This window comes from Neobacillus sp. SuZ13, from assembly GCF_030123365.1.
Lineage (GTDB): Bacteria > Bacillota > Bacilli > Bacillales > Cytobacillaceae > Neobacillus.
Map to the genome: position 1 here is coordinate 5,280,324 of NZ_CP126107.1, position 13,534 is coordinate 5,293,857.

The 13,534-nt window shown below is 41.1% G+C and carries 12 protein-coding genes; 1 reads left to right on the forward strand and 11 read right to left on the reverse strand.

Features of this window, described 5'->3' with window-relative positions; translation table 11 throughout:
• Nucleotides 1-2: 2 nt before the first annotated feature.
• The 6 genes from QNH17_RS26075 to QNH17_RS26100 form a co-directional block, all read right to left on the reverse strand.
• Nucleotides 3-2,189 carry an ADP-ribosylglycohydrolase family protein gene (locus QNH17_RS26075; RefSeq protein WP_283876090.1) on the reverse strand — a complete coding sequence of 729 codons (2,187 nt, stop codon included), beginning with the start codon at nt 2,187-2,189 and terminating at the stop codon, nt 3-5.
• A 15-nt stretch (nt 2,190-2,204) separates the two neighbouring features.
• Nucleotides 2,205-3,032 (reverse strand): carbohydrate ABC transporter permease, encoded by an 828-nt coding sequence (locus tag QNH17_RS26080; protein WP_283876106.1) that lies wholly within the window; start codon nt 3,030-3,032, stop codon nt 2,205-2,207.
• The gene (locus QNH17_RS26085; RefSeq protein ID WP_283876108.1) at nt 3,032-3,955 is read right to left on the reverse strand and encodes a carbohydrate ABC transporter permease; all 924 of its coding nucleotides are present in this window, start codon (nt 3,953-3,955) and stop codon (nt 3,032-3,034) included. The genes QNH17_RS26080 and QNH17_RS26085 overlap by 1 nt, the downstream gene beginning before the upstream one ends.
• A gap of 51 nt (nt 3,956-4,006) precedes the next feature.
• Complete coding sequence (locus tag QNH17_RS26090; RefSeq protein WP_180230111.1) at nt 4,007-5,314, reverse strand: ABC transporter substrate-binding protein; 1,308 nt, start codon at nt 5,312-5,314, stop codon at nt 4,007-4,009.
• A gap of 65 nt (nt 5,315-5,379) precedes the next feature.
• Complete coding sequence (locus tag QNH17_RS26095; RefSeq protein WP_283876112.1) at nt 5,380-7,176, reverse strand: cache domain-containing sensor histidine kinase; 1,797 nt, start codon at nt 7,174-7,176, stop codon at nt 5,380-5,382.
• The gene (locus QNH17_RS26100; RefSeq protein ID WP_283876114.1) at nt 7,176-8,270 is read right to left on the reverse strand and encodes a response regulator; all 1,095 of its coding nucleotides are present in this window, start codon (nt 8,268-8,270) and stop codon (nt 7,176-7,178) included. Before QNH17_RS26100 ends, QNH17_RS26095 begins: the two co-directional genes overlap by 1 nt.
• A gap of 177 nt (nt 8,271-8,447) precedes the next feature.
• Between QNH17_RS26100 and QNH17_RS26105 the strand changes: the two genes are divergently transcribed.
• Nucleotides 8,448-8,735, forward strand: a complete 288-nt coding sequence (locus QNH17_RS26105; protein WP_481858551.1) for an HNH nuclease-like protein HlpB — start codon at nt 8,448-8,450, stop codon at nt 8,733-8,735.
• Nucleotides 8,736-8,983: 248 nt separating this feature from the next.
• Here QNH17_RS26105 and QNH17_RS26110 read toward each other — a convergent pair whose 3' ends face one another.
• The 5 genes from QNH17_RS26110 to nadX all read right to left on the reverse strand — a co-directional run bounded on the left by QNH17_RS26110 (nt 8,984) and on the right by nadX (nt 13,534).
• Nucleotides 8,984-9,946, reverse strand: coding sequence for a VOC family protein (locus QNH17_RS26110; RefSeq protein WP_283876118.1), 963 nt, complete (start codon nt 9,944-9,946; stop codon nt 8,984-8,986).
• 30 nt (nt 9,947-9,976) lie between these two features.
• On the reverse strand, nt 9,977-10,762 hold the full coding sequence (locus QNH17_RS26115; protein WP_283876120.1) for an SDR family NAD(P)-dependent oxidoreductase: 786 nt from the start codon (nt 10,760-10,762) through the stop codon (nt 9,977-9,979).
• A gap of 26 nt (nt 10,763-10,788) precedes the next feature.
• Nucleotides 10,789-11,298, reverse strand: a complete 510-nt coding sequence (locus tag QNH17_RS26120; protein WP_283876122.1) for an aromatic-ring-hydroxylating dioxygenase subunit beta — start codon at nt 11,296-11,298, stop codon at nt 10,789-10,791.
• Nucleotides 11,299-11,346: 48 nt separating this feature from the next.
• Entirely contained in the window at nt 11,347-12,651 is a 1,305-nt protein-coding gene (locus QNH17_RS26125) for an aromatic ring-hydroxylating oxygenase subunit alpha (RefSeq protein WP_283876124.1), read from the reverse strand.
• 97 nt (nt 12,652-12,748) lie between these two features.
• Nucleotides 12,749-13,534, reverse strand: a complete 786-nt coding sequence (gene nadX / locus QNH17_RS26130) for an aspartate dehydrogenase (RefSeq protein ID WP_283876125.1) — start codon at nt 13,532-13,534, stop codon at nt 12,749-12,751.

Consider the following 13,534-nt stretch of genomic DNA (forward strand, 5'->3'; position numbering starts at 1 on the left):
TACTACAACCCCTTCACCGAAAACCCTGCATAATGGGTATGACTTCCGTTAAAGTTAGAGAACCCAACTTGGCCAAATAAATAAGGGTTATCAATGTCAGTATACTCGATCACCTTGTCGCCATTGACAGAAACGATGAAATGATTATCTTTTGCTTCAACCATCAATCGATAAGACTGCTGGTCATCCCATAGGTAACTGGTTGATACTAACGAACGGTACCCGTTCTCATTTTTATATAAAACTACTTCATGATTCGGCGCAAGCCCTACGGCATAGGAACGTATCCCGCCTTGGACACGGAATTGAATATTATGATGTGCACCAAGCTTTGGCTTCACTTCTGCAGAGAATTGATAGTCTCTCCACTCGCGCTCACCGGTATAACATTCGGCAGGCTCACCGAAGTAACTGCCGCTTAATTCTCCATCCTCCAAACTCCAGATACCACGAAGATAGGTAAATTGACTTACCTCTAAATGAAGTGGGGTCCAATGCTCCATTCGTTCATTTTTAAAATTAATCTCATAGTCGGGGCTACCTGAAAAATCGAAGGAATCAATGTAGGCAATTAGGCTGCCCGTATAATATCTGTCAACGACAGGTACGAATTCAATACCCGCCTCTTCAATATGAACATCCTGTAATGCCGGGATAGCATACTTAAGCGAGCAGAATTTACCTGGCTCTACTATTTTCTCTTCACCGTAAAAATAGGATCCTTTATTTCCATCCTTCACATATAAACGGGCCTTTGCTCTGATACCAAGGTCATCGGGAACGAGTACTTTTGCTTCCAATGATTGCCCAGGATAAACAATCGGTGAAAAGCTTGGATCGTAGCGGCTGTCATTAAAATCTTCTGGTTTGTAATAGGTTTTATGATAGACACGGTACGCATCTCCACCTTGAACATTATCAAAAACAACTTTTAGAGATCTAGTTCCGATTTCGGAGTACTCCTCTGAATTTTGGAGCGTACCAGTTATATGCACATTCAACTTCGATTGATGTTCCAAGCGGAACGCATGCGTAGAACCTGGATATTCAAAATGAAAGCGCGGTGACTTGCCTTCCAAGATTGCTTTCCATTCACCCGGCGGCTCTTCTCCAGCAATCAAATACCCGAGCTTAGAAATATAGGTCGCACACCATGGTATATCGACAATATTAAGCGACCCGATGACACTGGAACAACAAAGAAAATCGTTAATTGGTTTTCTCCAGCTCGGATCAATACCTTCGATTCCGTTTCGAACGCCAATTATCGTCCCAACATTAGCAACATTGCAATCTGTATCCCAGCCGCACATATTACAAATGTTGATCGATTGGCTGAAATCACCTTCGCCATATAAAAGGGATAAGACAATAACAGCCGAATTCGGAATGATATGGCAGACACCAGGATAACGGTCATAGCCATAATTCGCTTGAACAAACTTAAAGCAGTCACGCCAATTGGATGGATTCTCTTTGTAAAAACGAATCACATCCCTGGTCATCCGAGTATATTCGCTATCCGCTGGAATCACGGACAAACCGGCTTCAATGATTTTTTCAATATCTTTTTCCACAAAAGCTTGCGCTATACAAGCGGCAATAAACTCTCCGCCGTATTTTCCGTTGCCATCATGGGTGACACTCGCCATTTTACTGGCATACTCTGCTGCTAGCTGTGGATTTCCAGGAGCCACAAGCCCCCAGACATCGATGAAGATTTGACCGCCAATTTGCTCTGCCACCGCATGACCATTTTGTTCAATGGATCCAGACCGAGGGGCTGTGATTCCATTTTTTAAATTGAGGTAGGCGGTATGTTCTGTTGATTTTCCGTACCCGCCCCACCAAAAGAAGCCATGCCCATCAGGAGCGTAATTCAAGAGCGTTAAGCCCATTTGTTCAGCCGTAATTTCACTAGTATGAGTAAAATCTTCGAGCGCTCGTAAAAAGAACATCGGACCGTTCGTATCATCATCAGCTGCAAAATTCTTAAATTCATGTAAATACCCAGTGATCTCCCCATACGTTCTTTCAAGGCGCTCATAAGACCAGCCTTCAACATTCCCTCCATGACGGACTCCAATAACCTTACCAAGCCATCCAGCGTACACTTTTTCAATATAATCCGCAGGAATACGACTGCCTTTTTTTACATTTGAGATCGGATTGACATTTATTTGACTCATTTAAATTCCTCCCTATTAACCTTTAATACTTCCTTCGGTAAGACCTTCAATAAATTGACGCTGTAAGAATAGGTAAAGAATGACCATCGGCAGAGTAGAAATTAGACCAGCTGCTGAAACCTTGCTCCAATCTGAACTAAAACTTCCAACAAACGCTAAATACTTCGTTGAAACGGTTCGTAACTCATCCGACTGAATAAATGCATTTGCAAAGAAAAATTCATTCCAAGTCCAAAGGCCGACCAATAAAGCCACTGTTAAAAAGACAGGTTTTGATAATGGAACCATTAATTTCATAAAAACTTGAAACTCATTACAGCCGTCTACCCTCGCACTTTCGAGGAGTTCCTTTGGAATCCCGATAAAAAAGGACCTTAGCAGGAAGATATTAAATGGCAGGAAGATGCCGCTATAGATAATAATTAAACCAAACAAGGAATCCATGAGGTGTAAATTTTGCCACACATAGAATAATGGAACGAGAAATAATCCCATAGGGACAGACATGGTTAGCAGTAAAAACGCCATAATCGCACTTTGTCCCTTAAATTCATATTTCGATAAGGCATAGGCTGCAAATCCACCGCTGATACAAACAATGATGATTGTGGCCACACCTACTAGTAAACTATTAATAAAGGCTTGCCCATACTGCCCTTCTGTCCATGCGGCCATCATGTTTTCAAAGGTTATTTTTGAAGGCAAACCAAACGGACTCGTTAAAAACTCTTCCTTTGGCTTAAAGGCATTCATCAATAACAGCATAAGCGGACCCACAGCAAAGAGAAAAACACAAAATAGGAAGAAGTGGCGGGAAACAACCTCAAAAGGTTTATTTTTCATTACATATCCCAACCCTTCTTTTTTAATATTCCGAAAATAGCGATGATAATCCCGCTCAGTACAGCCATGGCTAAAGCAATCGAGCTCGCATAACCAGGTGCTTGATTCTGCAGGGCTTCCTTATACATGTAGGTGCTGATTAATTCCGTTGCATTCCCTGGACCGCCATTGGTCATTACGAATACATAATCAAAGGCAGCAAACGACCAAATCATCGTTAACATAAGAATCAACATCAGTGTCGGACGTAATTGCGGAAGGATAACATACCAGAAAATCTGAACTTTATTGGCTCCTTCGACGATCGCCGCTTCTTCCAAACTTTTATCTGTTTGATGAAGGGCCGTTAAGATAAGGACCATCAAGAAACACCAATATCTCCAGCCATCCACTAAGGCAACGGAAAATAAGGCAATCGCTGGATCTCCTAACCACATGGGCACATTATGAATGCCCCATTTTGTTAAAAGTGTGTTAATGCCAAAAAACGGATTGTAAATCCAGGCCCAAACTTTCGCACTGACAACAGTTGAAACAATTTGGGGAAGAAAGAACGTCGAACGGTAAAACATTTGACCCCGTTTTACTTTACTAACCATATAGGCAATGATTAACGCAAAAATGATCGGAACAGTACAAAAAAGTGCCATCCACTTAAAGTTATTCCCTAACGCCGCAAAGAAGTTAGGATCTGAAAGGAGAGATTGGTAGTTTTCTAGACCAATGAATTGGGGCGGCTGAATGCCATCCCAATTGGTTAGCGACAAAATTAATGTCCCTATGGTTGGACCTGCTACTACCAGGATTATTAACAGCATAGCTGGTGTAAGGAATAGCCACGGGACGATGGCTTTTTTCCAGTTTTTACGATTCTTTTTTTGTATGTGTATCGACTCTTTCATAACAGCTAAATCTGCACTCACTTAGTAGTTCCTCCTTTCTATTAAGAAAAAAAGAGGAGGAAAAGATTCCTCCTAATTAAATTTGAATAGTTTCCCCTTCTCTTTGTCTTTTTCAAATTCTTTTTGGAGCTTTTCCAAATAAGTATCGACATCAATCTGGCCTAACCACACAGATTCAATATTACTCCATGCAAAGGTTTCAGCAGATGGCGGCCAATACGTCCAAGCAGCATAGCCAGTTTGATTATTAGCCATCGCATCGTTTAATAGATCAAACGATTTTTGAACATGCGGTTCAAGGTTCCCTGCTTTCATGCCGTTAATTGGCAGGAATCCGCCAAGTTCCAGGAGTTTTTCGGCATTTTCATTACTGTGCATCCAATCAAGAAATTTGGCTGTTTCATCTGGATGCTTAGAATTTTTGTTAATACCCACGGCTGCACCTAAGGCAAGTGGCAGATTAGCTTCTACTCCATCTTTCCAAGAAGGCATAGTAAACACGTCCCAATCAAATGGCGGCGGACTTCCCTTTAATGTCGATAACATCCAAGTCCCTTCCATTTTCATTGCAGCTTTCCCACTCATAAACAGGGTGGTCGCATCATCAAGGGTAATTGCTTGGGATTGTTTATCGTTTATATAACCATCTTTCCAAAGGTTGTTTAATTTCGTTATCGCTTCCTTCATTTCTGGACTATTCCAAGGTGTTTCCCCTGTTAATACCTTTTTAAAGTCGTCGGCCCCGACCGTTTCATTGAAGGCTAAAGACAACCACCATTCATTGGCAGCCTTAAAGTCAGAGCTTCCAAACGCAAATGGGATAACACCCTTATCGTCCATTTTTTTACTAAGAGTTAGTAGTTCATCATAGCTTGTTGGAATTTCCCAGCCATTTTGCTTGAACATATCTTTGTTATAGTAAACTACTAATGTTTCATAAGTACCTGGCAGGGCAACCTGCTTTCCATTTGCTTGAACGGTTTGATAGGCCCACGGATAATAACGATCCGCCCAATTATACTTCTTGGCATACTTATCTAAAGGGAGCAAATAGTTTGCTGCCGCAAAATCCTGAGCGGAAGTTGGACCATTTAAGTTAACGACATCCGGTCCGCCTCCTGCAGCTAACTGCTGTTTAGCCAAGCCTTCGGGATCTGAGTTTTTCACAAGCTTGACTTTAATGTTCGGATTCTTTGCTTCAAACCCTTTAATGACATCATTTTGCAGATAGTTTAAATATTCTGTCCCGCCTTGGTTGTTTGCATAGATTGAAATTTCAACCTTACCTTTTGAGCTGGAAGAACCTGAACTTGTTGAGCTGCAGCCAGATATCAACAGTAGAGATGCAGCCACTGCAGGTAACCACTTGCTAATTTTCATTCCCTTTCCCCCTTTTTTACGAAAATTTGTAAGCGTTTTCGTTACTATCATTATGACAAGTAATTTTAAGATGGGACACCCGTCAGATTTGATATCATTTCTTCACTTTTTTGATAATTCGGATTTCTAGAGTGAGGAAGCCTGACTTGAATCGTCAATCCAAACTCTTTATTTTCAAAAATGCACAGCCCGTAATTCTCTCCGTACGTCATCTTGATTCGATTATGGACATTAGCTAGTCCAATCTTTTCAAACGAGGGACTTTCATCTTTTCCATCTGTTATAAACTTCATTAATTCCGTTATTTTTTCGGGCTCTAATCCAATTCCATTATCGGAGATTTCATAATAAAGGTGATTAGCTTCAACAATGGCAGTAATCGATATCTTTCCTTTTCCCCCAAGAGGCTCTAAGCCATGCTGGACCGCATTTTCTACTAGTGGCTGCAAAGTAAAGCGTGGAATCGGCTGCTCTAGTAATTCATCAGGGATATGAAAGTCAAACTCTATACTATCCCCAGTACGAAAACGAATTATTTCACTATATAGCAGGACATGTTGGAACTCCTCACTCGCTTTGACCAAGGGAGTAGAACGGTCTAAGCTATAGCGAAGCATACCTGCCAATGAATCGACAACTGCCGTAATTTCACGAATTCCCTTATCCCTAGCCAACCAGCTGACTGAATCTAGCGTGTTATAGAGAAAATGCGGGGCAATTCTTGCCTGAAGTGCCTGGTACTGAGCTTCTTTTTGCAGATATTTAGCCTGTGATTCACTGACCCTTGAGACATGAATATCATTAATCAATTGCTGAATCTGTTCAATCATATGGTTAAAACTTTTTCCAAGTTTCCCTATTTCGTCATTCCGCTTAAAATTTGACCTTGCAGCTAAGTTACCGCCCTCGACATCAAGCATTAGTTTTTGCAATCGTTGAATCGGTTTGACTAGATACGTCCGTAGAAAAAAAGCTACTCCACCAACCGCAAGAATAATAATTAAAGCAAACAGGAACACAATATTTCTTGTCTTCTTTAATTGATTAGTGATCTCTTGATAAGGAACCACACCACTAATATGCCAATTCGATAACGAAGATGTGGAGTGAATCACCAACTCTTTCTTCACATCCCGATTCAGAAAATAATTATCTTTTTTCGATGATGATGCCAACAGCTTCTTGCTATTAAAGTTTTTCGGTGCATATATTTCTTCTCCTTGATTATTTTTGACGACAATAAATCCGGATTGAAGCAACCTCGATTCTTTTAAGTAATCTTGAATTTGCTGCAGGTCAAGATCAACAATAACCGCACCAATTACCTGGCCGTTTTCTGGATCTAAGATAGATTGAACATAAGGAATAACCCAGCGTGATTGTTCGCCTATTTCTGGTGAGAGAACGGTTGGTTTTCTTAACTTTAATAGTTTCGCAAATTTTGCCTTGTTCAGATTGCCTCCTGTTGGCAAATATCTTCCCATACTATCGATTCGTGACAAATCATTCCTGATAATCGTAATTCGCTGAATGTCTTGATGAGTTAGGATCATTAACTTGGAAAAGGCTACAAAGTTTTGTGTTTTTGTATAAAGGAGATAATTCTCCGCCATTGGTTCACTTGCAAGAAGTTGAAATTCTTCATAATTGGCAACAGTTTTAGCAACCGAGTCGACATCGGTAATGTAACTGTCCAATCGAGCTTGTACCTGCCCGATGGTTTCAGTGTTTGATTTGACTATTTTCTCTTCCAGAATGCTTGAAAAGTATTCATACCCTAAATAGCCAACCGAAAGTAAAGGCATCACCGTAAGAAATAGCAGCGTGAAAATGATTTTTTGATAGAGTGTCCCTTTGCTCATTAGCGGACACCCTTGGTTAGGAAATGGTAACGATAATCTTGAGGGGAGATACCACACTGTCTTTTAAAGATCCTTGAAAAATAATCAGGGTTGTCATAGCCAACCGTTTTAGAAATATCCATCACCTTAAAATTGGTTGACTCCAGCATGTTCTTAGCTTTTTCTATACGTAAGTCGACAATATATTCGGTAAAATTCTTCCCGAGCTCTTTTTTGACAACTCTGCTTAAATGTGCGGCAGATACACCAATAATTTCGGCCACTTCTTGTAGAGAGATTTCCTTATTATAATTGGCATCCATGATTTCTTTGCATCTGATGACTAAGTCGGGAGAGGTAGTTTTTTTATACTGACCGACGATGTAAACACTAGAATCAAGTAAATAGTGAATATTTTCCTCAATCCTAGTAAAATCTGTTTCAGGAACAATAGATTCGATTGTCTTTTCAACAATGGGTTCGATGAACCCTCTTAGTTCATCATTGGTGATGATCCTTTTTCTAAGTGAGACCAGGAAGTCCGTCAGATAAGGAATTGATTGAATAGTATCGTTTTGGTAGCGCTTTCTTAATTCCGCAATAAATAATTGTGCTTTATCTGATAGTCCAGATTTATTGGCCATTTCCACACAATCAAGCAGCTCCGATTCTAAGCGGATTAGCCCCATATCCCACTTTGGTTGATTTTGGAGGAGATGAGAGTATTTAACCGATCCTTTGACCACTTCGGCCATAAGCCTGTTTAATGTCGTTCCGAATACATCCTTATTAATCGGTTTTAATAAATAATCGGACACCCCAAAACGCATCGCCCTAGTTGCATAGGTAAAATCTGCATAGCCGCTTAGGATTGCAATGATTATATCCGGGTACATTTTTTTAACTTTTTCCGCAAGGGTTAGTCCATCCATTTTCGGCATCTTAATATCTGTAATCACAATATGCGGGGAATGTGACTGAATCATTTCTAAGGCTTCCAGGCCATTAGAAGCTGTACCGATTAGGTCAAAGGAGTGACCCATTTCCTTAATAAAGTTTGAGATTCCATTGCGGACAACCAACTCATCTTCAACAATTAGTACTTTAACTAGCATGACTAGCCTCCCATTGCTGATTAATATTGTTACTACTATAAAAAAGGTAGTATATTATTTTTTCATTCTATCATTATCTTTAGAGCTAAAAACCTCTTAAACTTCGACAAAAATCGGGCAGGAATGAAAAAAGTGGAATAGTGAATAATATCTTCAAAATGCTTGGAGGGGAAGATGATGGGGACATGTGAACTTTGTGGGCGGCAGATGGTGGAAACCACTGTCCATCATCTGCTTCCTAAAGAAATGGGTGGAACATTTGGAGGAACAGCCAATTTATGTATTCCCTGTCATAAGCAAATTCATGCCCTATATACGAATGAAGAAATCGCTGTACGGTTAACAACCCTGCCTGAGTTACGAGGCGATGAAAAACTATCTAGTTTTATTCGGTGGATTCGAAAACAACCATCCACGAAAATAATGAAAATTAGAAAATCGAATGAGCGAAAAAGAAAGAAATAGGTTTTTATCTAGTGTGGGAAACGATTCGCGTTTATTTGTGACCGTTCGCATTAAAAAAGGCCCTTACCGGTAACGATTAGGGCTCACTCGTGCCTGACACCTTGAAAAAGCGGAGGTGTCAGGCACTATGAATTAACATGGAATTAAAGTAGAAAGGAAAGCAGGAGTCAAAGAGAAATAAAAAAACAGACTTTCTCCTAATACGAAAAAGTCTGCTGCTTCTATAGAGTTAATTCCTGGTGTTAAAATCAAAATCTTTCAAGCAATTCGATGATTACTTTGTATGTAGCGGTAGTATCCATATAAGCATATCGACCTTTTCCATTCCAGAAATTTCCCCTTTGAATGACCGGATAGCCCATATCCTCTAACAATTTCACTTTCTCCTCCATATCCTTTACCACAAAGGAAATATGGTGAACCCCTTCGCCATATGCTTCAAGGTGCTTTTTCCACGTGCTTGGTGAATCACCCGGCTCGATTAATTCTAGTTGAAGTAATGGGGTATTTATAAACATGTATTTTGAGTCAGCCTCCGTTGGCTTTCCTTCAAAAATAACCTGTGTAAGTTCACTTGGGCCAGATTGAATTACAGGCGGCTTCTCGACACCTAGTAACCTGCAGTACGCATCAGCAGCGGCGTCCAAATCCCTCACGACAATGGCCAGCTGTTCCACTTTATTGGTTCCTAGTAATGGAGTGAAGATATCGGTATTTGGTGCCGTATCTCTAGGCTCAGCACTTTCCAGCAGTTCTAATAGTGTCTTATGACTATTTAATGTATCCACATATACATATCTTCCATCACTAGATGTAAATTCCCCGCTCTGCAGTAACGGAAATCCGTTCCCTTCAAAAACGGGTAACTTCTCTTTAATTGAGTCCACATCAAAAGCAATATGATGGATACCTTCCCCCACCGTATCTAAAAATTCGCGCATGGTGCCAGGTTCCAAGTTAGGTTCAATCAATTCGATCTGTACAGTTGATGTGTTTAAAAATACGAGTTTACTTCGGGAATTGGTTGGCTTACCGCGAAAGACCACTTTAGAAACATCACGGCCGCCTGTTAAAAACCATTTAGTTGTCGGTATCCCCAGAAGTTTCGCAAATGCTTCAGAAGCTTGCTCAATATCACGAACAACAAATGCAATTTGATTAATGACATTATTTCCAGCTAACGGCTTTAATTCCGTCAATGACTCATTCATGCAAATTCCCCCCGTTATTTCATGCTAAAATCAACCAAGCCCGCGAACGGCCAAGCCTCCATCACTTGAAATCACTTCACCGGTAATTGCACGGGCCTGATCAGAAGCAAGCAGGAGATAGGCTCCGACATGATCTTCCGATTGCATCGCAATTTGAAGTGGATTTCGTTTCTTAATACTCTTCTCTTTTGTCTCATTATCGACAATTTTTACAAAGGGCTGCAGCGGGGGAATGACATGAAGCGCTGTTAACGTTCCTCCAGGCGCGACTGCATTAACTCGAATGTCTGGGGCTAATTCAAACGCGAGTTGACGCATTAATCCAATTTGGGCATGCTTGCTCGCCGTGTACCAAACACCGCCGCCATCTGGATAAAACCCTGCTCCAGAAACAGTGAAAATCATATTTCCGGCTGTTTTCTTAAGCTCCGCAACAGCCGCTTTGGCCCCGTTAAAATACCCTTTTACATTTATAGTAAATAGCAGGTCATAGGCATCGGACATGGCTTCCGGGGTCACGTTTTCAAATTTGGCGAAGCCATCGAATACACCGGCATTTGCGACAAACACGTCTAATTTCCCATAGGTTTCAACAGCTGTTTGCACGGCTCGGACATGATCTTCATAGACGGTCACATCGCCTTCAAGGCATTGAACCTGTTCTCCAAATTGCTGTTTGAGGTCATTTAATCCGGCTAGAGACCGATCAAGGATGGTGACAACAGCACCCTCTTTCACAAATGCCTCGGTGACAGCTTTTCCAATCCCGGAGGCACCTCCGGTCAAATAGACTGATTTTCCTGTAAGTTGAGCCATCTTGGTGCTCCTTTCTATTTTAGCTACTAAACAAAAATAGCCAGATTCCTAGTATTTAACGTCGTTTGATCCACAATAAAAACCCGCTTAGATAGCTTCCATTCCCCATTAACATAGGTAAACTCATCTTGACGCTCCCCTGAAATCAAATCATGATGGATATCAGTACTGCGGCTGCGGTAGATGGTTAAATAACTGTGAACGACTGCCTTTTCATTCGGAACGTACTCCATGAGGCGCACATTATTGACAGACCTCCGTGTCCGCGACGGCGGTATCTCAGCCCAGGCGTAATCCGTTTTTAAGCGATCAACGCGGATTTTCAATAATTCAATATCATCATCAAATGCAAACATATCTAAGGAATAATCAGGTCGCTCAATCCCTTCCTTATTGACCCGAACCGGCATTTGATAGGAAATGTCCGGATGCAGCAGGTTAAACCAGCCATCAAAATCAATATCATCAAGAAATTTGGCTTCTCCATACAGCCACTGTTCAAATTCATAAGTTGCCAGCATTTTCTCTAAACTCATACATGACTCCTCCCATCATTCACACGTATTTCAAAAGGCTCTTACACATCAGGTCGTCATTAGATCGAGCCAGTAACGATAAAAGTTTCGTTGATTAGCCTCAGTGAATTTATCATCAAAAACCACACCAGGTCCAACAAAGTCCTCGACAGGTTGACGATGTAATCCCATCGTATAATTAAAGGTCAATTGTTTCACTAAAGGCATCGTCCCAGAGGCAGCCGCAGTAATATCAGTAAATACCTCGGTATCATCCTGTTCAAAAATTCCAGACGGGCTGAAAGTTAGAATAAACGACTCGCGAGAGCGCTTTTTCCAATCGAGCGATGCATTTTTCTCAACTAAAAACCAAGTAATGACCTCCATTTTGTCGACACCCACCGGCCTCCAGAGACGAACCGAAGTATTTGAGATTAACTGTCCTTTTACCTTTGTATGAGAAATTAAGAAGGATAGATTCGGAAAAATATTTCCAATCATATTTTTCAAATTCGACAAGACGTCATATTGTTCATCGGTTAAATTGGACCTATATTCATCTTTCAGCTCTTCAGGGAAAGCAAAATCGGGATTAGGCGTACCAAGATTTAAGCCATGTCCATGGTTCGTATGGATTTGATACCCTTTTTTGGAATAGGTAGCACTTGGAACCATCCCCAATTTAACAATCGAACCATGCGTCACCATCGTATGGTAAGAATCACCGACAAAATTATCGGCACCAATTTTCCAGTTCGATTGAATAATAAATCGTTGCGGCGGCCCGACAACTTCCATTTCGGCACGCCCAACTAGAATATCAAGGTACCATTTAAAATCACCTAAAAAATCATCTAATGATTCTGCTTCGTCATTCCATGTACCAAAGATTAGGCCTTTGTAAGTTTCGATTCTGACCTTATGCAGCCCTAAACCTGATTTATCAAAGCCCTCACCGTAAATATCCTTTTGGAGCGGAACGCCGACACAATCGCCATTGTTTTTAAAATTAAAGCCATGATATGGACATGTAAACGAAGATTTATTACCGGCATCCGCCCGGCAAAGCTTCATGCCGCGGTGGGTACACATATTATATAGTCCGCGAATTTCGCCATCAGCACCGCGTGTAAGAATGACTGAATAACCAGCTACATCTCGTGTAATGAAATCATTTTTTTTGGGGATTTCTGATTCATGACCAATAAACAGCCAGGTTTTTAAAAATACCTTCTTGTGTTCAATGTCATAAATCTTTGGGTCACCTAAAAGCGAGGCAGGAATGGAACCTTCTTCTGGTCGAACGGATTCGATTAAGTATTCAATTGCTTCTTTTTGCGACATTTCTTCAAGATTGATGTTCGTTTTAATCATAGGCCTATCCCCCTAATTTTTTCCTCATATTCACAGGAGAATGATATCAACTCTTCGGGTTTCCCCTGTTTTTTACTATAATAAAATTATTTTATCATTATCCCACTTTAACAACCGCATCTTTATTTTTCAAAACAGACAACACACTCAGCGCAGCCAAGTAACTTGTCTTCGGATTATTTGGCATTGGATCATTTTCCACTTGAAGTGATAGTTTTCCGAAAGAACCGGATGCCTCAATCGAGTGACTATTTTTCCTCACGGTTGGATCAGAGATAATCTTGACACCTGTTTGATCTGGACCCAGTCCCGCTAAAGACAAAATAATCGATACATTAATATTTTTCGGGAATAATTCAATTGCTTCATTCGCCGAGCCTTCGAACATCACCTGTTCTCGATCAGCAGGTGCTCCTGGCAATGCTTGCGGCGGTTTCCTCGTAATAATAGAAACCGAATCTAGTTCGCCAATCGCTTTAGCCGCTTTCAAGACATCCAAGCCGCCGATGGCCCCTGCGGGTAAATGGATTCTCGTGCCGCTTGCTTGACAGATTCCTTCGAGTTCCTTGTAAAAATCCTCATCGGCTAGGGCCCCCACACTGCTTAACACAAAATCTTTTCCATTTCTCAGAATGGCAGCCGCATATTCCTTCACCACTTCAATGGTCGCAGCTTCAATCACAACGTCAATCGTAGGATCTTCGATTAACCGTTGAACATCCTGATAGTTTTCTGTATCAAACTCAGCAGCAAGTTGCTCCGCCGTTTGTTTGTTCCGTGTATAGAGGCCGACAATTCTACCATTAGGAAGAAGACCTTCGATATTGATGCGTTGAAGAAGGAACTTGCCAATATTTCCTCCCCCAATTAACCCTATTCTCAT